Origin of the sequence: Curtobacterium sp. MCSS17_005 (genome assembly GCF_003234225.2) — a bacterium.
Taxonomy (GTDB): domain Bacteria; phylum Actinomycetota; class Actinomycetes; order Actinomycetales; family Microbacteriaceae; genus Curtobacterium; species Curtobacterium flaccumfaciens.
Window position 1 is genome coordinate 2,793,591 of record NZ_CP126258.1, and the last position, 22,166, is coordinate 2,815,756.

A 22,166-nucleotide genomic window follows, 5' to 3' on the forward strand; every position below is an offset into this window, starting at 1 on the left:
TCAGTCCCGCACCGGCACCGCGACGTCGATGTCGAGTCCGAGGTCGAGCGCCCGCGCCGAGTGGGTCAGCGCCCCGACCGAGATGACGTCGACGCCGGTCGCCGCGATCGCCGCGACGGTGTCGAGCGACACGCCTCCCGAGGCCTCGACGAGCGCGCGTCCGGCGACGATGCCGACCCCGGTCACGAGTTCGTCCGGGGTGAAGTTGTCGAGCATGATCGTGTCGACCCCCGCAGCGACGACGGGTTCGATCTGATCGATGCGGTCCACCTCGACCTCCACGTGCACGGTGTGCCCGAGCCGCTGGCGGGCCTGGGCGATCGCGTCGCCGATGCCGATGCCGCCGGCCAGGAGCACCGCCAGGTGGTTGTCCTTGGCGAGCACGGCGTCGGACAGCGAGGTGCGGTGGTTGTGTCCGCCGCCGCACCGGACGGCGTACCGCTCGAGTGCTCGGAGGCCCGGCGTCGTCTTCCGGGTGTCGACGATCCGCGCCGAGGTGCCAGCGGCGGCCGCGACGTGCGCCGCGGTGGTCGTCGCGATGCCCGACATCCGCTGCACCAGGTTGAGGGCGACCCGTTCGGACCGGAGCACGGCCCGCGCCGACCCGGTCACGGTCGCGAGGACGTCGCCCGCGACGAAGCGCATCCCGTCGGCGACGTGCACGACGGCGTGGATCGACGGGTCGACGGCGTGCATCACGGCGACGAACACCGCCCCGCCGCTCAGCACGCCGGGCTCGCGCGCGCCGAGGGTCGCGGTCGCGGTCGCCTCGGCGGGGATCAGGGTCTCGCTGGTGACGTCGCCCCAGGGTGCGTCCTCCTCGAGCGCGGTCTCGATCACGCGACGGAGCGCGTGCGGCGGGATGGTGCCGGGGTCGGTGGTCATGCGGGTACCTCCTGCGGGACGGCTGCGGAGACGTCGGCGCGTTCGTCCGTGTGGCCGTCGGGGTGTGCGTCGGTGGGGTCGGCGACCCAGGCGTACGAGGCCGGGGCGGTGGGGTCGGTGTCGGGGTGGTCGGTGCGGGCGTGCGCCCCGCGGGACTCGGTGCGGGCCTCGGCGGCGAGCGCGACGAGTCGGGCCAGGTCGAGCAGCGCACGGTCCTCGTGCTCGCGCACGCCGCCGCCGGTCGGCGCCGTCAGCGCGTCCAGGTCGCGGCGCGCGCTGGCCAGCCCGACGGCGTCACGGAGCAGCCCGACGCGGTCCGTCATGACGGACTGGACCGCCTGTCGGACGGCACCGACGTCGTCGAGGTGGGTCGCGCCTCCAGGCAGGGTCGGACGGGAGGAACGGATCGCGTCGGCCGCTCGGGGCACGCTGGTGACGTGGAGACCGGCGTCCCCGCGCAGGCGGAGCAGGCCGGGTCGCGGTGCGGCGACCGCGTCCGCTGCGCGGACCGCGAAGACGAGCCCCTCGAGCAGGGAGTTCGAGGCGAGCCGGTTGGCGCCGTGGACCCCGGTGCAGGCGGCTTCACCGACGGCGAGGAGTCCGGGCAGGCTGGTGCGGCCCTCGGCGTCGGTGGCGATGCCGCCCATCGAGTAGTGCGCGGCCGGTGCGACCGGGACGCCCTCGCGGGTCCAGTCGAAGCCGGCGGCGCGGGTGGCCCGGGTGAGTCCGGGGAACCGCGTGACCAGGAACCCGGCGTCGAGGCCGGTGGCGTCGAGGAGCACGGGCGCGCCGCCCTGGTCGCGCACCGCGGCGGCGATCCCCCGCGCGACGACGTCACGCGGGGCGAGCTCGGCGTCCGGGTGCACGTCGGTCATGAAGCGGTGCCCGGCGGCGTCGCGGAGGACGGCGCCCTCACCGCGGACGGCTTCGGACACCAGGCCGCCACCGGGGACGGCCAGCCGTGTCGGGTGGAACTGGAAGAACTCCAGGTCGGCGAGGACGGCGCCGGCGCGCCAGGCGGCGGCGACCCCGTCACCGGTCGCGACCAGCGGGTTCGTCGTCTCGCGGTACAGGTGTCCGGCTCCCCCGGACGCGATGACGACGGCGTCGGCGTCGAGCCGGCGGGGTTCCCCGACGAGGTCGAGGACGTCGACGCCGACGACCACGCCGCCGCGGACGACCAGGTCGGTCAGGCTCGTGCGCTCGAGGATCGTGACGTGCCGTCGGTGCAGTGCTGCGATGAGGGTGCGTTCGATGGCGGCTCCGGTCGCGTCACCGTCGGCGTGCACGACGCGCCACCGGCCGTGCGCGGCTTCACGGCCGCGGGCGAGGTCGTCGCCGTACCGGTCGAGGGTCGCCGGGTCCGACGACCGGTCGAAGGGCACCCCGAGGGCGAGCAGGTCGCGGACGCGGGCCGGCCCGTCGGTGCACAGGACCTCGACGGCCCGGGCGTCGGCGCTGCCCGCCGCGGCGACGTGGGTGTCGGCCTGGTGCAGCGCCGCGGAGTCGTCGGCACCGAGCGCCACCGCGATGCCGCCCTGGGCGTACGCGGTGGCACTGTCGGCGAGCGCCCCCTTCGTCACCAGGGTGACGTCGTGCAGGGCACTGGCGCGGATCGCTGCGGTCAGCCCGGCGATGCCGGAGCCGACGATGACGACGTGCACGGTGGTCTCCCTCGTTCGGTCGGGTCCGCGTCTCAGCCGCGCGGCTTGGCGGCGAGCATGCGCTCGAGCGCGACCTTGGCGTCGGCCTGCACGTCGGTGGGGACGACGATCTCGTTGAGGACCTCGCCGCGGACGAGGGCCTCGAGCACCCAGGCGAGGTAGCCCGGGTGGATCCGGTACATCGTCGAGCAGGGGCAGACGACCGGGTCGAGGCAGAAGATCGTGTGCTGCGGGTACTCGGCGGCGAGGCGGTTCACCATGTTGATCTCGGTGCCGATCGCGAACGTCGTCGGCTCGGTGGCCGCGGCGACGGTCTTCCGGATCAGGTCGGTGCTGCCGGCGTGGTCGGCGGCGTCGACGACTGCCATCGGGCACTCCGGGTGCACGATGACCTGCACGCCCGGGTGCTCGCGGCGGGCCTGGTCGATCTGGTCGACGGTGAAGCGGCGGTGCACCGAGCAGAAGCCGTGCCAGAGGATGACCTTCGCCTCGAGCAGCTCCGCAGCGGTGTTGCCCCCACCGGGCAGCCGGGGGTTCCACATCGGCATCAGGTCGGTGCTGATGCCCATCGCCTTCGCGGTGTTGCGGCCGAGGTGCTGGTCGGGGAAGAACAGGACGCGCTGCCCACGCTCGAAGGCCCACTCGAGCACGGTCGCGGCGTTCGACGAGGTGCACACGATGCCGCCGTTGCGACCACAGAAGGCCTTGAGGTCGGCGGCGGAGTTCATGTAGGTGACCGGGATCACGGGGACGCGGCCATCGGCGTCGGGCTCGGTGCCGTACACCGCGGTCAGCTCCGCCCACGCGGCCTCGACGCTGTCGATGTCGGCCATGTCGGCCATCGAACAGCCGGCGGCCAGGTTCGGCAGGATCACGCGCTGGTCGTCGCGCGCCAGGATGTCGGCCGTCTCGGCCATGAAGTGCACGCCGCAGAACACGATCGCCTCGGCGTCGGGCTTCGTCAGGGCGGCGTTCGCGAGCTGGAACGAGTCGCCGAGGAAGTCCGCGTGCCGGACGACCTCGTCGCGCTGGTAGAAGTGCCCGAGGACGACGACCCGGTCGCCGAGGGTGGCCTTCGCCCGCTCGATGCGCTCGTGGAGTTCGTCGGTCGGGGTCGTCTTGTACTCGTCGGGCAGGACACCCTGGCGCGGGGCGCTCGTCGGGATGACGTCGGACATCGACGACCCCGGGCCGTACCCGGGGCGGGAGTCGAAGTCCCAGGTCGGCATCGCGAGGTCGGGCGTGCAGGTACTGCCGCCGGCTCTGCCGTTGGAGATGAGTTCGATCGTCGTGGCGATGGACACGGGGTTTCCTATCGGTTCCGCTGCTGGTGCTGATCGGCCCCGGTCTGCAGCGGGCCGTTGTCCGCGTAGGCCAGGTCGGGGTTCGAGCGGTACAGCCGAGCCGGACGGTGCCGGCCCCCGCTCGTGGTCTCGTCGGTCGGCAGGACCGCGTCGGTCTTCTCGACCTGCCGACGGAAGTTCGCGGGGTCGAGTGCTCGTCCGAGCACCGCCTCGTACACGCCGCGGAGTTCGGCGAGGGTGAATCGGTCGCCGAGGAACGCCTGCGCGATCCGCGAGTACGACATCTTGTTGCGCAGCCGCCACAGGGCGTACTCGACGATGCGGTCGTGGTCGAAGGCGAGCGGCGGGTGCTCGTCGGCCAGGAACCACCGGACGTTCCAGTCGTCGGGCACGACGTTCGCCTCGTCCGGGTGCACGAGTGCCCAGTACACGATCGACACCACGCGACTCGGGGAGCGTCCGACGTCGCCGAACGCGTAGAGCTGCTCGAGGTACCGCGGCTGGACGTTCGTCGTCTCACGCAGTCGGGCGGCCGCGGAGTCCTCGAGGCCCTCGTCGTCGCCGACCCAGCCGCCGGGGAGCGCCCACGAACCCTCGAACGGTTCGGCGACGCGACGGACGAGCGGCATCCACAGCGCCGGGGCGCCGGTGTCGGGGTGCGGGCGCAGTGCGACGATCACGGTGGAGACCGCGACGCGGATGCCTGCTTCGTCCATGGTGGAGATAGTGTCAATCTGACTCGAAGTGTTCGGGTTGAGATGACACTATCACTGCCGACGCGGTGCGCTCGTCACGAGCCGGAAACAGATTGTCACGGGGCCGAAAACTCCCGGGGGTCCGACGCGGTTAGCGTGGAGGACATGACGACGGTGACGAGGGTGCATGCCGTGGTGTCGGGGACGGTCCAGGGGGTCGGCTTCCGGTACTGGACCGCTCGGAAGGCGGACGGGCTCGACCTCGTCGGCTACGCGAGGAACCTCTGGGACGGCACGGTGGAGGTCGAGGCGGAGGGACCCTCGGTCGCCGTCGACTCGTTGGTCGAGTGCCTGCGCACCGGGCCGCCGTCGGCGACCGTGACCGACGTCAGCCTGCGGTCGGTCGTGCCGCACGGCGACGCCGACGGGTTCGCGATCCTGCACTGAGCCGACGTGGGTGGGAGCTGCGCCGACGACCGGCGTGCTCGGCACCGATCGTTCCCCTGCGGATGTCGGAGCGAAGCGGAATAATCGCATCCACTCAGGGAGTTGGCCTGTCTGCGCGTCCTGCGCCGCACCCGTTCCACCCGTCGTGACCCACCAGGAGCACCCGCATGACCCAGGCCGTCGATTCCGCCCCCCGCACGGGAAGCGTCTCGCAGCCGTCCGCTGCCGAGACCCGACTCGTGATCGGGCTGCTGCTCGTCTCCGCGTTCGTCGTCATCCTCAACGAGACCATCATGGGCGTGGCCCTGCCCCGGCTCATGGACGACCTGGACATCAGCGCCGCGACCGGCCAGTGGCTGACCACCGGCTTCCTGCTCACCATGGCGGTCGTCATCCCGATCACCGGGTTCCTGCTGCAGCGCTTCAACACCCGCCCGGTGTTCATCTGGGCGATGGGCCTGTTCTCCGTCGGCACGCTGATCGCCCTGCTCGCGCCGGGCTTCACCGTCCTGCTCGTCGGCCGCATCGTGCAGGCCAGCGGCACCGCGATCATGATGCCGCTGCTCATGACGACGGTCCTGACCCTCGTCGACCCCGCACACCGTGGTCGCATCATGGGCAACATCTCGATCGTCATCTCGGTCGCTCCGGCCATCGGCCCGACCATCTCCGGCCTGATCCTCAACGCGTTCTCGTGGCGCTGGCTGTTCGGCTTCGTGCTGCCCATCGCGATCGCCGCGCTCATCCTCGGCATGGTCAAGGTGCAGAACGTCTCGACGCCGCGCAAGGCGCCGATCGACGTCGTCTCGGTCGTGCTCTCCGCCTTCGCGTTCGGCGGCATCGTCTACGGCCTGTCCAGCATCGGTGAAGCCGGCGCGACCGGTCCGCTCGTCCCGGTGACCGCCCTGGTCGTCGGCGCCGTGGCCCTCGCGGTGTTCATCGTCCGGCAGACGCGCCTGCAGCGCACCGACAGCGCCCTGCTCGACCTCCGCACCTTCCGCACCCGCGGCTTCACGGTGCCGATCGTCGCGATGGGCCTGAGCTTCATGGCGATGTTCGGCACGCTCATCCTGCTGCCGATCTACCTGGAGCGCGTCCTCGGCCTCGAGGTCCTGCAGGTCGGCCTGCTGCTGCTCCCCGGTGGCCTGCTGATGGGCCTGCTCTCCCCCATCGTCGGGCGCATCTACGACCGCCGTGGCCCGCGCGTGCTGCTCATCCCCGGATCGATCATCGTCAGCGCCGTGCTCTGGGCGCTCTCCACCGTCGGCGTCGACACCAGCGTGTGGTTCGTCCTCGGTGCGCACGTGGTGCTGAGCATCGGTCTGGCCCTGACCTTCACGCCGCTGTTCACCGCGGCGCTCGGTGGGCTGCCCCCGAAGCTGTACTCGCACGGCAGCGCGGTGCTCGGCACGGCGCAGCAGCTCGCCGGTGCTGCGGGCACCGCCCTGTTCGTCACGCTGCTGACGATCGGTGCGGCCACCGCGGTCGAGGGCTCCGGTGCCCGTGGGGTCCAGGTGGCCACTGCGTCGGGCGTCGGCACCGCCTTCACGGTCGGCGCGATCATCTCGCTGTTCGGCATCCTGGCGTCGGTGTTCGTCCGCCGGCCCGAGGTGCCGGAGGGCGCGCCGACGCCCCCGCCCGTGCACTGACCGACGAGCCTCGCGCACTGACCGACGAGCAGGGCCGGACGCCGAACCCGTGACGGGACCGGCGCCCGGCCCGCGCCCGTCTCCGGACCGCGTGGCAGGGTGGGCGCCATGCGGTCGACGACGAGCGAGCTCAACTGGTCCGGCACGGTCACGTACACGGCCGAACGGGTCGTCCGTCCCTCGTCGATCGACGAGGCAGCCCAGGTCGTGGCCGACGCCGATCGGGTGCACGGCCTCGGCACCCGGCACTCGTTCAACGACGTCGCCGACACCGCCGGCACCCTGCTCGACCTGACCGGCATCCCCACCGACCTGGTCGTCGACGCCGAGCACCGCACCGTCACGCTCGGGGCCGGCACCCGGTACGGCGACGTCGCGGCCGACATCGACCGTGCCGGGTTCGCCCTGCACAACACGGGGTCCCTGCCACACATCTCCGTCGGGGGTGCGGTCGCGACCGGCACCCACGGTTCCGGTACGGCACTGGGCTCGCTCGCCACCGCGGTGCGCGCGTTCGAGGTGCTCGGTTCGGACGGCTCCGCCCGGACGATCGACCGGACGGACCCCGCGTTCGACGGTGCCGTGCTGCACCTCGGCCTGCTCGGCATCGTGACCCGGGTGACCCTCGACGTCGAACCGTCCTACCGGATGCGTCAGGACGTCTACGGCGCGATCCCCTGGGACACCTTCACGGCGAACGTCGCCGAGGTGCACGCCACCGCGTACTCGGTGTGCGCCTACACGGTGTTCGGCGACGCGATCACCGAGGTCCTGGTGAAGTCGCGCGTCCCCGAGGGCGCCGAGGACGTGCCGGTCCCGGAGACCTTGGCCGGCGCACGCCGCCTGCCCGGCACCCCCGGCGACGACCACCGGACCGCGCGCGACGGCTCGGTCGGCCCGTGGTGGGACCGCCTGCCGCACTTCCCGATCGGGTCCGTCCCGAGCCACGGGTCCGAGGTGCAGAGCGAGCACTTCGTCCCGCTCCGGCACGCGGCGGCCGCTCTCGACGCGCTCCGCGGGCTCGCCGACCGGATCCAGCCGCACCTGCACGTCTGCGAACTCCGGACGATGGCAGCGGACGACCTCTGGCTCAGCCCGACCCAGGGCGAGGACGTCCTCTGCATCGCGTTCACCTGGAAGAAGCACCCGACCGAGGTCGCCGCGCTCCTGCCCGACCTGGAGTCCCGGCTCGCGGCCTTCGACGGCCGACCGCACTGGGGCAAGATGAGCTCGCTCGACCACGCGGCGATCGCCGCGCTGTACCCGCGGCTGGCGGACTTCCGCGACCTCGTCGCCCGGGCCGACCCGGAGCGGACGTTCGCATCTGCGTTCGGCGAGCGCGTGCTCGGGACCTGACCCGGGCCTCCAGGCCGTGCCCCGTGCCCCGCGACCCGCGCCCACGCGTCGGAACCAGGTTCCGGACACGGAACCACGGGATCGCGCGGTGCTGTGTCCGGAACCTGGTTCCGGGTGCGGGAACGCGCCCGACGCGACCCCCTCCAGCGGTCAGATCGACGTGAACGCGAGCGGCGTGATCGTCCGCGTCTCGCCGTCCCAGTGCCGGACGCCGCCGACGTCGAGCGTCTCCGGCAGCGGCACGGCGCGCAGCGCAGCGACGGCGCGCGGCAGGTCCTCGTCGCGCACCCGGCGGGCCAGCGTGACGTGCGGCGACCAGTGCCCGGGCAGTGACGTCTCGACGCCGCCGGGGGCGACCGCGTGCACCTCGCCGTGGAAGGTCGTGAGCGCCGCGTCGACGACCACCGCGCGCACGAGGACCGACCGACCGACACCCGCGGGGAAGAGCAGCAGCCCGCCGAGCCGGATCGCAGTCGGGACCGACGTGCGGAACCCCACCGGCACGGGCAGCGTGTCCCCGGCGGCCAGGGTGACGTGCGGGGCGTTCGACGGCGACGGGTGCCGACCGAGGCTCGGCAGGTCGGCGTCGATCAGGGCCTGCCAGGCGGACTGCACGGCGGCGTCCGACTCCGGACCGAGGACGAGTTCGATGCTGCGCACGATCCGAGTCAACCAAGTCGTGTCGGGACGCGTCCTGCGACGCAGGCGGCACGGGTCGAGTGCTGCGTAACACGACGGAACGGAACTCGCACCGGGGGTGGACCGCACGTCACACTCGTCTCCACGCCGCGGACCACCGCGGCTCCCCCACACGCACGGCCCACGAGGAGCACCAGCATGTCCGCAGCCCCCGCACTGCCCGAGAAGCCGAAGGGCAAGCGCCCGATCGGCTGGATCGTCGCCGCCGCGATCGTCGTCGTGGCGATCGTCGTCGCCGTCATCGTCGGAGCCGTCCGCTCCGGGAGCAACGACGCCGGTGCCGCCGGTGACGCCGCCCCGAAGACCGTCACGATCGGTGTCGCGGACAAGTCGCTCGGCTACTGGAGCACGTACACGAAGCTCGCGAAGGACAAGCTCAACGTCACCGTCAAGCTGACCAACTTCTCGGACTACTCGCTGCCGAACCCCGCCCTCAAGGACGGCCAGCTGGACATCAACCAGTTCCAGCACATCCAGTACCTGGCGGACTACAACGTCACCTCGAACGACGACCTGCAGCCGATCGGCTCGACCGCCGTGTACCCGCTGCCGCTCTACGCGACGAAGTACGACAAGCCGTCCGAGCTGCCCGCGAACGCGAAGGTCGCGATCCCGAACGACTCGATCAACCAGGCCCGTGCGCTCCTGATCCTGCAGGCGGCCGACCTGATCACGCTGAAGGACGGCGGCTCGGCGTTCTCCACCGCCGACGACATCGAGACGAAGAAGGTCGACGTCCAGCCCCTCGACGCCTCACAGACCGCGAACGCGCTGCAGCAGGGCTCCGTCGCCGCCGCCGTCGTGAACAACAACTTCGCCACCGCCGCCGGCCTGCCGATCTCGGACGCGATCTACCAGGACGACCCCTCGAGCGCGAGCGCCGCCCCGTATGTGAACGTGTTCGCCGTCCGCGACGAGGACAAGGGCAACAAGACCTACCTCGACCTGGCCGAGCTGTTCCAGGACGACGCCGTGCAGAAGGCCTTCGCGAAGGACCTGCCCGAGGCCGTCGCCCGCGACGAGAGCGCCTCGAAGCTGCAGGACGAGCTCGCCCAGGTCGAGCAGGACGCGAAGGCGGCCAAGCAGTAGTGCCGGTCCTCGTCGAACTCCGCGGCGTCTCGAAGCACTACCGCCGCGCCGACACCGGCGAGACCGTGGTGGCCGTCGAGGACGTCTCCCTGGACGTGCACCAGGGAGAGGTCCTCGGCGTCATCGGGTACTCCGGTGCCGGCAAGTCCACCCTGGTCCGCCTCGTCAACGCGTTGGAACTGCCGAGTTCCGGCACGGTGACTGTCGCGGGCCGCGAACTGACGGCGATCCCCGAGCGGGACCGCCGTCTGGCGCGTCGCAACATCGGGATGATCTTCCAGCAGTTCAACCTGTTCCGGTCCCGCACGATCGCCGGCAACGTCGCGTACCCGCTCAAGGTCGCAGGCGTGCCGAAGGCCGAGCGGAACCGTCGCGTCGCCGAGCTGCTCGACTTCGTCGGCCTGCTCGAACGCGCTCACGCCTACCCGGAGCAGCTGTCCGGCGGCCAGAAGCAGCGCGTCGGCATCGCCCGCGCCCTCGCCGCGTCGCCCGACCTGCTGCTCGCCGACGAGGCGACCAGCGCCCTCGACCCGGAGACCACGTCCGAGGTGCTCGCGCTGCTCCGCCGGGTCAACCGGGAGCTCGGCGTCACCATCATCGTCATCACGCACGAGATGGACGCCGTCCGGCAGATCGCCGACCGGGTCGCCGTGATGGAGCAGGGGCGGGTCGTCGAGGTCGGGGACGTCTACGACGTGTTCTCGACCCCGAAGACCGGTGCCGCGCAGCGCTTCGTCCGCACCGCACTGCACGACCGGCCCTCCGCCGAGACGCTCCGGCGCCTGCGGGACCGCCACCCGGGTCGGCTCGTCACGGTGCAGATCACCGACGAGGCCGGGCTGCAGAACCGCATCGACGCCGCGTTCCGCGCCGTCGGAGTCACCGCCGAGCTCGTCTACGGCGGCGTCGGCGAGATCCGTGAGCGTCGGATCGGTTCGCTCACCTACGAGCTGAGCGCAGCAGGCGGTGCGTCCGGTGCCATCGACGCCGCGATCGCTGCACTCCGTGCCGATGGCGTCACGACCGACGAGGAGGCCGCCGCGTGAACAACAACTCGTTCCAGAGCGTGATCGACACGTTCGACGTCTTCCTCGCCGCCATCCGCGACACCATCGTGATGTCGCTGATCTCACTGGTCATCGCCGGGGTCATCGGCCTCGCGCTCGGCCTGCTGCTGTACGCGACCCGACCGGGCAACGTCCTCGGCAACCGCACCGCGTACACGGTGCTCAACGTGTTCGTGAACCTGATCCGCCCGATCCCGTTCGTGATCTTCCTCGCCGCGATCGCGCCGCTGTCACGGGTCGTCGTGCAGACCACGATCGGTGTCCCCGCGGTGACCTTCGCGATCTCGTTGGCCGCGGCCTTCGCGGTGTCCCGGATCGTCGAGCAGAACCTGCTGTCGGTCGACCCGGGGGTCGTCGAGGCGGCTCGGGCCTCGGGCGCGCACCCCGTCTCGATCCTGCTGACCGTGCTCATCCCCGAGGGTCTCGGCCCCCTGATCCTCGGCTACACGTTCATCTACATCGGCATCGTCGACATGACGGCGCAGGGCGCACTGATCGGTGGCGGCGGGCTCGGCGAGTACGCGATCACCTACGGCTCGCAGCGCTACGACTGGTGGGTGGTCTACGTCTCGGTGGCGGCGATCGTCGTCATCGTGCAGCTCGGCCAGTTCATCGGCAACCGCTTGGCGCGGGCGACGCTGCGTCGCTGACGCGGGCTCGCGGGGCGCGGGTTCTGAGGGCGACCCCCTGGAGGCCCGGTGCCGGTCCACGAGACCGGCTCCGGGCCTCCGGTGCGTCGCCGCCCAGCCGGACGCGCCCAGCGTCGTGCGCCGAGCGGTCACGACACCCCGCTCACCTCCGCCGAGGTCGCACGAACCGTCGGCCGTCGGGCCCGCAACCGACAGTTCACGACCACTCGGCACCGCGCACGCGGCATGTCGTGCAACCTCGCCACGGGCCGCCGAGCGGTCACGACTCCCCGCTCACCCCCGCCGAAGTCGCACGAACCGTCGTTTACCGGGCCCGCAACCGACAGTTCCCGACCACTCGGCGATGCGCACGCCGCATGTCGTGCAACCTCGCCACGCGCCGCCGACACGCCCGACGGCCCCTGCCGAGCGGTCACGACTCCCCGCTCACCTCCGCCGAGGTCGCACGAACCGTCGGCCGTCGGGCCCGCAACCGACAGTTCACGACCACTCGGCACCGCGCACGCGGCATGTCGTGCAACCTCGCCACGGGCCGCCGACGTGCCCGGCGGTCCCCTGCCGAGCGGTCACGACTCCCCGCTCAGCTCCGCCGAAGTCGCACGAAGTATCGCCTGGCGGGCCCGCGACCGACAGTTTGCGGCCACTCGGCGATGCGCACGCGGCATGTCGTGCGACCTCGGCACGAGCGGCCGACGACGCGGGTCAGGCGGCGGGAGCCTCGACGGTGGTGACGGCGCCGGTCTCGCCGGGGTGCTCGTAGTGGGCACGGACCAGGATCGGGCGGTGGTCGGAGATGCCGGCCGGCAGGGTCTCGACGCCCGCGATGTGCAGGCCGACGCTCGTCGCGAAGTCGAAGTGGCCCGTGAACTTGCGGTAGCGCAGGTACGTCGGCTGGTCGGACAGCGACAGCGCGAACCCGCCCTGCTCGATCTTGCGGCGCAGGTTCGTCTGGAACCACGGGTAGTTGAAGTCGCCGACCATGACCGCGGGGACGTCCTTCGCCAGCTCGCGCAGGAACTGGTGCGCCGCCTCGATCTGCTTGCGGCGCAGGGAGTTCGTCGCGGTCAGCGGTGAGGCGTGGAACGAGGCGACGACGACCTCGGCATCGGCCTCGGTGTCACGCAGGTGCATCGCGATGAGCCGCTCGTGCGCGGGTGCGAGGACGCGGTCGTGCAGCGACTTCTGCAGGGAGTGGATGCTGAAGTCCTGTACCTCGAAGCGGTCGTCACGCTTGTAGATCGCGAGCCCGAGTCGGTTGGTGCGGGTCGACGCGGCGAGCGAGAGGCCGCCGATCGACGGTGCGAGGTCGTTGCTGTCGCACTCCTGCACGCACAGGACGTCGGCTTCGGAGGCCTCGGCCAGTGCGGCGAGCTCGCTGTTCGCGGTGTGCTCGCGGAGGTTGTAACTGACGACACGGAGCTGCGTGGGCTGCACGGTCTGCTCTGATGCGATCGTGCTCTGCTGCTCTGGCGCGGCCATGCTGCCTTCCTGTCCGGGTGTTCCGGTCACCCTGCCGCGGTCACCGTACTCGGGTACCGCGGACGGTTGCTGAGACTGTAACGCCTGCCGGGTTTCGTCCGTGTGACCGTGACGGAAACGGACAGCGGCGGGATCAGGCGCGGACACGGCGGACCGGGCGGACGGTGTCGCCCGCTGTGCGACTCATCAGGATGCCCTCGACGCAGGCGACCACGAGCAGGGCGGCGATGACCCAGAACGCGGCCGTGTACGGTCCGTCGCCGCCCAGCCCGGAGGCCGCGCGGATGACCACGGCGGCGACGGCGACACCGAATCCCGCGGCGGTCTGCTGTAGCGTCGACGACAGCGTGTTCGCGGGGGTCATGTCGGCCTGCTCGACGTCGGCGAAGGCGATCGTGTTGTACGCCGTGAAGCCCACGGAGCGGGCGGCACCGCTGACGACGAGCAGCACGGCAAGGAGCCAGAACGGCGTGTCCTCGGTCATGAACGCCATCGCGACCACGGTCAGCGCGGCGACGGCCGACGACACGATGATCACCGGGCGGTACCCGAACCAGCGGAGGAACGGGGTCGTCATCGGCTTGATGCCGAGGTTGCCGACGAACACCCAGAGCACGGCGGACCCGGCGAGCACGGCGCTCCAGCCCCAGGCGTCCTGGAACAGCAGCGGGAGCACGAACGGCACCGCGGACACCGCCAGGCGGAACAGGCTGCCGCCGGCGTGCGACACCCGGAAGGTCTCGAGTCGGAACGCGTCGAGTCCCATGATCGGGTGCGGAGCCCGGCGGAAGTGGCGGATCGCGAGCCAGCAGCACACCGCGCCGAGGACGCCGGAGACGACGACCGCGGTGACCGGCACGACGTCGAGCGCGAGCAAGGACGCCATGACCACGAGCGAGCCGAGCCCGACGCAGGCGAGCAGCGACCCGAACCAGTCGAACGGCACCCGCTGCGCAGCACGCTCCTGCGGCACGAGCACCAGGGCGGCGACGAAGGCGACGACGCCGAGCGGGATGTTGATGAGGAAGATCCAGTGCCACGTCAGCGTCTCGACGAGGACCCCGCCGATGAACGGCGCGATGATCGGTGCGGCGAGGGCCGGCCAGGTCAGGATGGCGATGGCGGTGACGAGTTGTTCGCGCCCCGCGCTCCGGAGCACGACGAGCCGGCCGACGGGCACCATGAGCGCCCCACCGAGGCCCTGCAGGATGCGCCACAGCGTCAGCTCGACCAGCCCGGTGGACAGCGCGCAGAGGGCCGACGCGATCGTGAACAGCGCGATGGCCCCGGCGAAGACCGTCCGCGAGCCGATCCGGTCGGTGAGCCAGCCGGACACCGGGATGAACACCGCGAGGGTCACGAGGTACGCGGTGATCGCGACGCCCACCGCGGCGGAGTCGACCCCGAGGTCACGCCCCATCGCCGGGGCTGCGGTCGCCAGGATCGTGCCGTCCAGGAGCTCCATGAAGAAGGTCCCGGCCACCAGCACGGCGACCGCCGTGCTGCCCGTCCGCCGTCTGGGTGTCGTCGCCGTCGTCGTCATCGCCCACCGAGACTATGCCCGCGGACGTCCGCGCCGTCACGGACGGGCCGCCCACCGGACGGGACACCGGACGCGACACCGATCACCCGCCGGCCGCCCACCGGGCGCGACGCAGCCCGCACGACGCGGGACGGGCCTCCAGGCGCAGTTCCGTGCGATCCCCATGCTCGGGCCGACTACCCTGGCCGGGTGCCGACCCGACCACCCGAACGCCGAGGAACTCGCGCGTGAGCCGCACCGACAGCGCCGGTGTGGTCGCCGCGGGCACGGCCAGCGGCCGACGACGCGTCCTGGACACCGTGGCCTCCCTGCCGGCGTGGGCGGCGGTCCTGCTCGTCTGGACGGGCGGCCGGGTCCTGTCGACCCTGTGGCTCGCACTCGCCTACCCGCTCATCGGTCGTGCACTGCCGGGCAACGCGATCTGGGGCAACGAGCACGGGTTCGGCGCCTTCCTGGTGGCCTGGGACGGGCAGTACTACGAGCAGATCTCGCTGCACGGCTACCCCGACGCACTGCCACTCGACGCCGCCGGCAACGTCGCGCAGAACGCCTGGGCATTCCTGCCGGCGTTCCCCTTCACGATCCGGGCGCTGACCGCCTCGACCGGGGTGCCGTTCGAACTCGGTGCCCCGCTCGTCGCGATCGTCGCCGGGCTGCTCGCCACCTACCTGCTGCACCGCCTGGTGCTGGACCGCGCCGGGCACGCCGCCGCGATGTGGGCGGTCTTCTTCTTCAGCTGCGGTCCGCTGTCGTTCCTGCTGCAGGTCGGGTACGCGGAGAGCATGTTCCTCGCGCTGTCGTTCGGGGCGCTGCTCGCCCTGGAGCGTCGGCGCTACGGGCTCCTGACCGCACTCGGCGTCGCCGCGGCGTTCACCCGCCCCGGTGCCCTGGCGATCCCGCTCGTGCTCGGCGTCGTCGCACTCGTGCGGTGGGTCGGAGCACGGCGCGAGACCGGCCGGGTGTTCGAGGGCTTCCCGCTCCGCGAGCAGGTCCGGGTCGTCGCCGCGGGCCTGACCATGGTCCTCGCGGGGCTCGCCTGGCCGGTGATCGCCTCGCACGCCACCGGGACGCCGAACGCCTACCTGGAGACCGAGATGTCCTGGTGGGTGAACTTCATCGGGCGGGTGGACTTCGTGCCGCTGACGCCGTGGTTCTTGATCGCGGGTCGCTGGCTCGGCGTGGGCGGGATCCTCATCGTGGTGTTCCTGCTCGTCACGTACCCGATCTGGTTGCTGCGCCGCTCGACGCTGCGGCTCGGGCCCACGACGGTGCTGTACTCGGCCGCGTACGCGCTGTACATCTTCGCGGTGTCGCTGCCGATGGCCTCGACCCCGCGGCTGCTCATGCCGCTCGCGCCGCTGTTCGGTTCGCCCGAGCTGGTCGCGAAGCCCTGGATGCGGTGGACCTTCGTGACGGCCGCGTTGGCCGGGCAGCCGGTGCTGGTCGCGGTGCTGTGGCTGCTCGGCCCTCCGTGAGCGGCTGACACGCAGCCCGAGCAGGCAACGGACACGGCACGACGCCGCCGTCCGGACAGGACGACGGCGTCGCGCGTCAGGCGTCGCGCCTCAGAGCTCGATCGTGCCGTGGTCGCCGGTGTCCGGCTGGCTCTGCTTGCCGAGCGCCGCCTTGAACATCTGCACCAGGCTGCCGACCGGGCCGGTGTCCTGGGTCCAGTACTCGACCGAGACCCCTTCGACCGTCAGCAGTCGGATCGACGGATCCTGGCGCCCCTCGGGGAACCAGGCCTCGGCGAACGGGGACCACAGCTCGTCGACGACCGAGTCGTCCTGGGTCACGGTCGCGGTCCCGGCGATGGACAGGTACCCGCCCTGCGACTCGATCGAGACGTTGACGTGCGGATTCCGCGCGATGTCCTCGACCTTCTCGCTGCCGTCCTGCACCAGGAACCGCAGGGTCCCGTGGAACGTCTTGTCCTGCACCGCGAGGGGCCTGGCGTGTAGGTTCCCGTCCTCGCTCACCGTGGTGAGCAGTGCCGTGTGGGCGCCGTGGACGATGTCCGAGATGGCGGCGCGCTGGTCCGTCTGTGTGTCGGTCATGGTGCTCCTTTGCGTCATGCGCCCCGCTCCCACCGACGTGCGACCGTCGGTGCACGGGGCCGTACCGTTCCGACCAGTGTGCCCCTCCGGCGCTGGACGCGTCAGCTCGGCGCGTCGACGTGGCCGGGTCGAGGTCGGCCTGGAGGCCCGGCGCACCTCCGCCACGCCGCCCTCGCCCGGCACATCCCGGCCGTCGGGCCGTGCATGCGTGTGCAGGAGGCGACACCACACGCGTCGATCGACAGGTGGAACGTCGTTGCATGCACACGCACCGGATGCGTGTGCATGCAACGACCGGACACGAGTCGATCGACGCGCGGATCGTCGGAACATGCGCACGCACGAAACCGACTCCGTGTCGGGCGCAGGTCAGGCGGGTTCGCGGATCGTGGTCTCGACGTCGATGACCTGGGGGATCTTCGGCATCGAGGCGAAGCCGAACGCCACGGGCGGGTCGAGCGGGGCCAGGTCTCCGAGGGGCTCCCCCGCCCAGGTCCCCCGCACGCCGGTGACGTCGTGCGCCCCGGTCACGCCGTAGTACTCGCGCCGGCCGTTGCCCGCCGAGCCCGCGGTACCGGACCCGGGCGCGAGCAGGCGTGCCACGGGGTCGATCGCAGCGAGCCAGCGCGGGTCGCGGGCGATCGGCTTCGGGACGATGCGCAGGATCCGGCCGAGCGGCGAGATGCCGCCGACGTCGATCGAGGCCTGCAGCGCCCCGGCGGACAGCTCGAGCCCGCTGGCGGTGCGGCGGGCGCGGACGTCGACGACCGAGACGGTGTCGAAGCGGTAGGTGCCGGAGACGTACGCGGCGACGATCTCGTCGGGTGCGAGCAGCACGCTGGTGCCGTCGGGGAGCTCGAGGAACACGTCCGTGAACGGCCCGAACGGCGAGCGGTCCCACATGCCGACGACGATGCGGACGCCCGAGGTGGTGCCGACGCCCATGATCCGGCCGCGGAACCGACGCTCCACGACGGAGTCGGGGGCGTGACCAGCAGCGGGACCGGCGGCGTGGTCGGGGCGTGACGACATGCCCTGGACCGTACCCGCCGCCGCCGTGAGCCGATCTCGGCGGCCGCCCCGGGCCTCCCGGCCGTTGCCCGCGCGCCCGAAAAGACCGAGCCCGCGTCCGTCAGGCGACGGGGACGGGCTGCGCCAGCAGCTCGCGCACGCGGGGTGCGACCTCGGTGCCGTAGAGCTCGATCGACCGCATCATGTCGGCGTGCGGCAGGCGACCCGTGGCGTAGCGCATGTCGAAGCGCGAGGCGCCGAGGATCCGCATGTTGCGTGCGACCTTGCGGGCGACGGTCTCCGGCGAGCCGACGTAGAGCGACCCGCCGGCCGACAGGCTCGCGCGGTACCCGGCGACGTCGAGGGGCGGCCAGCCGCGCTCCCGGCCGAGCTGGTCGGTGACGGCCTTGTGGTAGGGCCAGTAGCGCTCGGCGGCCTCTTCGTCGGTGGCTGCCACGAAGCCGGGCGAGTGCATCGCGATGGGCTGCTGCGGCAGGTCGAGCTGCGCGAGGGCCTGGCGGTACAGGCGCGAGAACGGGGCGAACTGGGCCGGCTGCCCGCCGATGATGGCGAGGAACAGCGGCAGGCCGTACGACGCCGCGCGGATGACCGACTGCGGGGAGCCGCCGACGCCGATCCACGTAGGGATGGCACCGTGCTCGAGCTTCGGGAAGACGTCCTGGTCGACCAGGCCCGCGCGCTTCGTGCCGGACCAGGTGACGGCGTCGCCGCCGCGCAGGGCCGCCCAGAGCTGGAGCTTCTCCTCGAACAGGACCTCGTAGTCGCTCAGCTCGTAGCCGAACAGCGGGAACGACTCGGTGAAGGAGCCACGGCCCAGGATGACCTCGGCGCGGCCGTTCGACAGCGCGTCGACGGTGGCGAAGCGCTCGTAGACACGGACGGGGTCGTCGGAGGACAGCACGGTGACCGCTGAACCCATCCGGATGCGCTCGGTGCTGGCGGCGATCGCGGCGAGGACGACCTCGGGGGCGCTCACGACGAAGTCGGCTCGGTGGTGCTCCCCGACGCCGATGAAGTCGACGCCGACCTGGTCGGCGAGGACGGCCTGGTCGACGACGTCGCGGATGCTCTGCGCGTCGGACTGCAGGCTGCCGTCGGCGCGCTCGGTCACGTCGCCGAAGGTGTCGAGGCCGAGCTGCAGCGGCCCGATCCGCTCGGGTGCGGGCGGCGGGACGTCCGAGGGACGGTCGGTGCCGAATGCGTTGCTCATGTGTCCTCCTGATCGCACTTCCATGCGTTTGCATCAACATAGCACGACCGCGGCGTGCGCGCACGGGGTCGGCGGCCGGGGTCGGCGACCGGTTCGGCGGCCGGGTCGGCACGGGCCCGGACCGGGGTCGGCCAGCCCGGACGAGTACGGTCACCCGCATGCCGAACCTCCCCGACCAGACCGGACGCCGCATCGTCGTCACCGGGTCCAACAGCGGCACCGGACAGGAGGCCGCCCTGCGCCTCGCCGGAGCCGGCGCCAGCGTCGTGCTCGCCGTCCGCAGCACCGAGAAGGGCGAGACCGCCGCCGCCGGCATCCGCGCCGCCCATCCCGCAGCCGACGTGGAGGTCCGCGAACTCGACCTCGCCGACCTGGCGAGCGTCCGCCGCTTCGCCAGCGGCATCGTCGACGAGGAACGTCCGATCGACGTCCTGGTCAACAACGCCGGCGTGATGGCCCCGCCGGAGCGCTTCGAGACCGTCGACGGCTTCGAGCTGCAGTTCGGCACGAACTTCCTCGGCCCGTTCGCCCTGACGAACCTGCTGCTGCCGTCGCTGCTGCGTGCGCGCACGCCCCTCGCCGACGGCCCCCTGGCCGAGGCACCCCGGGTCGTCACGATGTCGAGCCTCGCCGCGATCCCCGGCCGGATCCGCTTCGCCGACCTGCAGTGGGAGCGCGGCTACAACGGCTGGCGCGCCTACGCGCAGTCGAAGCTCGCCGACCTGCTGCTCGCACTGCACCTGCACCGCCTGACCGTCGAGGCCGACGTGCCCCTGGTCAGCACCGCCGCCCATCCCGGCTACACCCGGACGAACCTGCAGGCCGCGGGACGCTCGCTCGGTCGGTCGAAGCCGGTGCGGTCGAGCAACCGCGCCCTGCCGTTCACCCAGGCCGTCGAGCAGGGCACCGAGCCGCTGCTGTACGCGGCGGTCGGGCCGAACGCCGTGGGCGGCGCGTACTACGGCCCCTCGGGTCCGTTCGGGATGACCGGTCCGACCACCACCGTGTCGATCCCCGGATCCGCGCGGAGCGCCGACCTCGCCCGCTCGCTCTGGGCCGTCGCCGAGGACCTCACCGGGACGCGCCCGCCGCTCTAGGCAGGCGCGGACGCGGGCGCGGGGCGCGGCCGGGAGGCCCGGGGCGGGTCCGGTGCGTCGCCGGCGTCAGGCCCGGTGCAGCTCCACCGACCCGTCCAGCTTCCCGGGTTCGGTCAGGCGGGCGTGCTGCAGGACGGTGCGGCCCGGCGCGATCGCTGCGGCGACGATCGACAGGGTCGTCATGTGCCCCTCGGCCTCGTGCACGTCGCGGAGGATCGCGTCGGGGTGGTCACTCGGCAGCGCTGCCGACTCCGCCAGCACGCCGAACCAGCCACCCCAGCCGTCCCCGGCGTCGCCACCGGAGTCCACGGTGCGGAGTTCGTCGAACGGACCGAGCACCGGCGGGCCGGCCGGGGCGTCGACGGCACGGAAGGCCTCGAGCCACCGACCGATGCGCGGCGCCGCGGGATCGTCGGCCGCACCGTGCGTGACCATGTGGACGCCGGGGCCGAGGTCGGTGGTGCGGACCTGTTCGCCGTCCCAGGTCAGCACCGAGGCGCCCTCGGCCGTGGCGCGCACCAGGTTGAAGGCCCGGGTGGTCGGCAGCGTGCCGTCGTGTCCGGGCAGCAGGTCGTCGGCGACGGCGTCCACCGGCACCACGCCGCGGGTCGTCCACGTGCCGTCGACGCTCGTCACGGGTTCGGCGCGGTTGAGCACCACGGCCAGGCCGGCTCGGTCGGACGCGGCGAGCCATGCACCACCGGCGGAGCGGTCACGGACACCACGGAGGTCCGGGTCCCGGTCCGGCCACCAGGCAGCGGGCGGGTCCCAGGGACGCTCGGGCGACTCGTCCCGCAGGGCCAGCACGGTGACGGGCCACGCGGACCCGGGGTCGACGCGGACGACGACGGTGCACATGCCGTCGATCCTCGCACGTGGCCCCGGTAGCGTGAGCCAGGTGAACGCAGCAGCAGAGCGCGCCCTGACCGTCATCGTGGGGATCACCGGGGGCATCGCCGCCTACAAGGCCGTCGGGGTCGTCCGCGACCTGGTCAAGCGCGGCCACGACGTGCACGTCGTCCCGACCGAGGGCGCCCTGCGCTTCGTCGGACTGCCGACGCTCGAGGCCCTCAGCCGCAACCCCGTCACCACGAGCGTGTGGGACGACGTCGCCGAGGTGCGCCACGTCGCGCTCGGTCGCCGGGCGGACCTGGTCGTCATCGCACCCGCCACCGCGGACTCGCTGGCACGGATGGCGCACGGACTGGCGAGCGACCTGCTCGGCACGACGCTGCTCGCCACCGAGGCACCCGTCGTCGTCGCACCGGCCATGCACCCGCAGATGTGGGAGCACCCCGCGACCCGGGCGAACGTCGCCACGCTGCGTGACCGCGGCGTCCACCTGGTCGGCCCGGTCGTCGGCGCGCTCACCGGCGACGACGCGGGCATCGGTCGGATGGCGGAGCCCGAGGACATCGTCGCCGCCGCGCTCGCCGTGCTCGGTCAGCACCCCGCCCCGGCTGGCCACCGCAGTGCGGAGACCGGCACCGCGTCCAGCACCGGGGCACGTGGTGAACAGGGCGACCTGGCCGGCGTCCGCGTCGTCGTCAGCGCTGGTGGCACCCGCGAGCCCTTCGACCCGGTGCGGTTCGTCGGCAACCGCTCGAGCGGCCGTCAGGGCATCGCGATCGCCGCCGATGCCGTCCGCCGTGGCGCGTCCGTGACCCTCGTCGCCGCGAACGTGGAGGGCTCGCTGACCGCGGGGCTGGACGCGACCGTGGTGCCCGTCGGGTCCGCGCTCGAACTCGCGGAGGCCGTGCACGCCGCCGCCACCGAAGCGGACGTCGTCGTGATGACCGCCGCCGTCGCCGACTACCGTCCGGCCGAGGTGCTCACCGAGAAGCTCAAGAAGGACGCCCAGGGCGAGCGTATGACGCTCGAGCTGGTGCGGAACCCGGACGTGCTCGCCGACCTCGTGGCGGCACGGCGGACGGGGCAGATCATCGTCGGGTTCGCCGCCGAGACCGAACCCGACCGCGACGCGCGGATCGAGCTCGGGCGCGCCAAGATCAGCCGGAAGCCCGCGGACCTGCTCGTCGTGAACCACGTCGGCTGGTCGGCCGGCTTCGAGCGCGAGGAGAACGCGATCGAGGTCCTGGTGCCCGGTGGCGAGGTGGTCCGCGAGACCTCCGGCACGAAGGCCGAGGTGGCGACGGCGGTCCTCGACCTCGTCGCGACCGCACTGACGTGAAGAAGAGACACTGACGTTAAGAGGCACTGACCTGGTTCCGAGGACCGGCGAG

General features: G+C 72.3%; 20 protein-coding genes. 9 read left to right on the forward strand and 11 right to left on the reverse strand.

What is annotated here, in order from left to right; genetic code table 11:
* From nadC to DEJ20_RS13350, 4 genes are read right to left on the reverse strand one after another with little or no spacing between them, the layout of a single operon-like run.
* Positions 1–885 (reverse strand): carboxylating nicotinate-nucleotide diphosphorylase, encoded by an 885-nt coding sequence (nadC, locus tag DEJ20_RS13335; RefSeq protein ID WP_111236334.1) that lies wholly within the window; start codon positions 883–885, stop codon positions 1–3.
* Positions 882–2,549, reverse strand: a complete 1,668-nt coding sequence (gene nadB, locus DEJ20_RS13340) for an L-aspartate oxidase (RefSeq protein ID WP_111236335.1) — start codon at positions 2,547–2,549, stop codon at positions 882–884. Before nadB ends, nadC begins: the two co-directional genes overlap by 4 nt.
* Positions 2,550–2,581: 32 nt before the next feature.
* A complete protein-coding gene (nadA, locus tag DEJ20_RS13345; protein ID WP_111236336.1) occupies positions 2,582–3,853 on the reverse strand; it encodes a quinolinate synthase NadA in 1,272 nt (423 codons plus the stop codon).
* Positions 3,854–3,861: 8 nt separating this feature from the next.
* Positions 3,862–4,569 (reverse strand): NUDIX hydrolase, encoded by a 708-nt coding sequence (locus tag DEJ20_RS13350; protein WP_035808830.1) that lies wholly within the window; start codon positions 4,567–4,569, stop codon positions 3,862–3,864.
* Positions 4,570–4,713: 144 nt separating this feature from the next.
* On the opposite strand from DEJ20_RS13350, the gene DEJ20_RS13355 reads away from it, so the two are divergent.
* From DEJ20_RS13355 to DEJ20_RS13365, 3 genes are all read left to right on the forward strand, one after another.
* Positions 4,714–4,995, forward strand: a complete 282-nt coding sequence (locus DEJ20_RS13355) for an acylphosphatase (protein WP_071247546.1) — start codon at positions 4,714–4,716, stop codon at positions 4,993–4,995.
* A 167-nt stretch (positions 4,996–5,162) separates the two neighbouring features.
* Positions 5,163–6,644, forward strand: a complete 1,482-nt coding sequence (locus DEJ20_RS13360) for an MDR family MFS transporter (RefSeq protein ID WP_111236337.1) — start codon at positions 5,163–5,165, stop codon at positions 6,642–6,644.
* Positions 6,645–6,752: 108 nt separating this feature from the next.
* On the forward strand, positions 6,753–8,000 hold the full coding sequence (locus tag DEJ20_RS13365; protein WP_111236338.1) for a D-arabinono-1,4-lactone oxidase: 1,248 nt from the start codon (positions 6,753–6,755) through the stop codon (positions 7,998–8,000).
* Between the two features lie 150 nt (positions 8,001–8,150).
* Here the strand turns inward: DEJ20_RS13365 and DEJ20_RS13370 are convergent, their stop codons facing one another.
* A complete protein-coding gene (locus tag DEJ20_RS13370; protein ID WP_111236339.1) occupies positions 8,151–8,660 on the reverse strand; it encodes a 2'-5' RNA ligase family protein in 510 nt (169 codons plus the stop codon).
* A gap of 177 nt (positions 8,661–8,837) precedes the next feature.
* On the opposite strand from DEJ20_RS13370, the gene DEJ20_RS13375 reads away from it, so the two are divergent.
* The 3 genes from DEJ20_RS13375 to DEJ20_RS13385 are packed head-to-tail and all read left to right on the forward strand — an operon-like array spanning position 8,838 to position 11,505.
* The gene (locus DEJ20_RS13375) at positions 8,838–9,788 is read left to right on the forward strand and encodes a MetQ/NlpA family ABC transporter substrate-binding protein (protein ID WP_111236340.1); all 951 of its coding nucleotides are present in this window, start codon (positions 8,838–8,840) and stop codon (positions 9,786–9,788) included.
* Entirely contained in the window at positions 9,788–10,834 is a 1,047-nt protein-coding gene (locus DEJ20_RS13380) for a methionine ABC transporter ATP-binding protein (protein ID WP_111236341.1), read from the forward strand. Before DEJ20_RS13375 ends, DEJ20_RS13380 begins: the two co-directional genes overlap by 1 nt.
* Positions 10,831–11,505 carry a methionine ABC transporter permease gene (locus tag DEJ20_RS13385; protein WP_017888525.1) on the forward strand — a complete coding sequence of 225 codons (675 nt, stop codon included), beginning with the start codon at positions 10,831–10,833 and terminating at the stop codon, positions 11,503–11,505. Before DEJ20_RS13380 ends, DEJ20_RS13385 begins: the two co-directional genes overlap by 4 nt.
* Positions 11,506–12,207: 702 nt before the next feature.
* On the opposite strand, the gene DEJ20_RS13390 is transcribed toward DEJ20_RS13385, so the two are convergent.
* Together DEJ20_RS13390 and DEJ20_RS13395 are read right to left on the reverse strand one after the other, a co-directional pair.
* The gene (locus DEJ20_RS13390) at positions 12,208–12,984 is read right to left on the reverse strand and encodes an endonuclease/exonuclease/phosphatase family protein (RefSeq protein ID WP_111236342.1); all 777 of its coding nucleotides are present in this window, start codon (positions 12,982–12,984) and stop codon (positions 12,208–12,210) included.
* Positions 12,985–13,117: 133 nt separating this feature from the next.
* On the reverse strand, positions 13,118–14,527 hold the full coding sequence (locus DEJ20_RS13395; protein ID WP_111236343.1) for an MFS transporter: 1,410 nt from the start codon (positions 14,525–14,527) through the stop codon (positions 13,118–13,120).
* A 227-nt stretch (positions 14,528–14,754) separates the two neighbouring features.
* On the opposite strand from DEJ20_RS13395, the gene DEJ20_RS13400 reads away from it, so the two are divergent.
* A complete protein-coding gene (locus DEJ20_RS13400) occupies positions 14,755–16,002 on the forward strand; it encodes a putative hexosyltransferase (RefSeq protein WP_111236344.1) in 1,248 nt (415 codons plus the stop codon).
* 90 nt (positions 16,003–16,092) lie between these two features.
* Here the strand turns inward: DEJ20_RS13400 and DEJ20_RS13405 are convergent, their stop codons facing one another.
* The 3 genes from DEJ20_RS13405 to DEJ20_RS13415 form a co-directional block, all read right to left on the reverse strand.
* Positions 16,093–16,584, reverse strand: coding sequence for a pyridoxamine 5'-phosphate oxidase family protein (locus DEJ20_RS13405; protein ID WP_071247568.1), 492 nt, complete (start codon positions 16,582–16,584; stop codon positions 16,093–16,095).
* Positions 16,585–16,953: 369 nt separating this feature from the next.
* Positions 16,954–17,616 (reverse strand): hypothetical protein, encoded by a 663-nt coding sequence (locus tag DEJ20_RS13410; protein WP_111236346.1) that lies wholly within the window; start codon positions 17,614–17,616, stop codon positions 16,954–16,956.
* A gap of 100 nt (positions 17,617–17,716) precedes the next feature.
* Entirely contained in the window at positions 17,717–18,826 is a 1,110-nt protein-coding gene (locus tag DEJ20_RS13415; RefSeq protein WP_258369976.1) for an LLM class flavin-dependent oxidoreductase, read from the reverse strand.
* A gap of 158 nt (positions 18,827–18,984) precedes the next feature.
* Between DEJ20_RS13415 and DEJ20_RS13420 the strand changes: the two genes are divergently transcribed.
* Positions 18,985–19,923 (forward strand): SDR family oxidoreductase, encoded by a 939-nt coding sequence (locus DEJ20_RS13420; protein WP_027466280.1) that lies wholly within the window; start codon positions 18,985–18,987, stop codon positions 19,921–19,923.
* A 66-nt stretch (positions 19,924–19,989) separates the two neighbouring features.
* On the opposite strand, the gene DEJ20_RS13425 is transcribed toward DEJ20_RS13420, so the two are convergent.
* Positions 19,990–20,781, reverse strand: coding sequence for an NRDE family protein (locus DEJ20_RS13425; RefSeq protein ID WP_181431630.1), 792 nt, complete (start codon positions 20,779–20,781; stop codon positions 19,990–19,992).
* A gap of 64 nt (positions 20,782–20,845) precedes the next feature.
* Between DEJ20_RS13425 and coaBC the strand changes: the two genes are divergently transcribed.
* The gene (gene coaBC / locus DEJ20_RS13430) at positions 20,846–22,114 is read left to right on the forward strand and encodes a bifunctional phosphopantothenoylcysteine decarboxylase/phosphopantothenate--cysteine ligase CoaBC (protein WP_111236375.1); all 1,269 of its coding nucleotides are present in this window, start codon (positions 20,846–20,848) and stop codon (positions 22,112–22,114) included.
* Positions 22,115–22,166 lie beyond the last annotated feature (52 nt).

What these genes read in the sequence shown, in the direction of transcription:
- nadC (WP_111236334.1), bottom strand. Translation starts at nt 885, where the DNA reads ATGACCACCGACCCCGGCACCATCCCGCCGCACGCGCTCCGTCGCGTG.
- DEJ20_RS13350 (WP_035808830.1), bottom strand. Translation starts at nt 4,569, where the DNA reads ATGGACGAAGCAGGCATCCGCGTCGCGGTCTCCACCGTGATCGTCGCA.
- DEJ20_RS13355 (WP_071247546.1), top strand. Translation starts at nt 4,714, where the DNA reads ATGACGACGGTGACGAGGGTGCATGCCGTGGTGTCGGGGACGGTCCAG.
- DEJ20_RS13360 (WP_111236337.1), top strand. Translation starts at nt 5,163, where the DNA reads ATGACCCAGGCCGTCGATTCCGCCCCCCGCACGGGAAGCGTCTCGCAG.
- DEJ20_RS13365 (WP_111236338.1), top strand. Translation starts at nt 6,753, where the DNA reads ATGCGGTCGACGACGAGCGAGCTCAACTGGTCCGGCACGGTCACGTAC.
- DEJ20_RS13375 (WP_111236340.1), top strand. Translation starts at nt 8,838, where the DNA reads ATGTCCGCAGCCCCCGCACTGCCCGAGAAGCCGAAGGGCAAGCGCCCG.
- DEJ20_RS13390 (WP_111236342.1), bottom strand. Translation starts at nt 12,984, where the DNA reads ATGGCCGCGCCAGAGCAGCAGAGCACGATCGCATCAGAGCAGACCGTG.
- DEJ20_RS13395 (WP_111236343.1), bottom strand. Translation starts at nt 14,527, where the DNA reads ATGACGACGACGGCGACGACACCCAGACGGCGGACGGGCAGCACGGCG.
- DEJ20_RS13405 (WP_071247568.1), bottom strand. Translation starts at nt 16,584, where the DNA reads ATGACCGACACACAGACGGACCAGCGCGCCGCCATCTCGGACATCGTC.
- DEJ20_RS13410 (WP_111236346.1), bottom strand. Translation starts at nt 17,616, where the DNA reads ATGTCGTCACGCCCCGACCACGCCGCCGGTCCCGCTGCTGGTCACGCC.
- DEJ20_RS13415 (WP_258369976.1), bottom strand. Translation starts at nt 18,826, where the DNA reads ATGAGCAACGCATTCGGCACCGACCGTCCCTCGGACGTCCCGCCGCCC.
- DEJ20_RS13420 (WP_027466280.1), top strand. Translation starts at nt 18,985, where the DNA reads ATGCCGAACCTCCCCGACCAGACCGGACGCCGCATCGTCGTCACCGGG.
- DEJ20_RS13425 (WP_181431630.1), bottom strand. Translation starts at nt 20,781, where the DNA reads ATGTGCACCGTCGTCGTCCGCGTCGACCCCGGGTCCGCGTGGCCCGTC.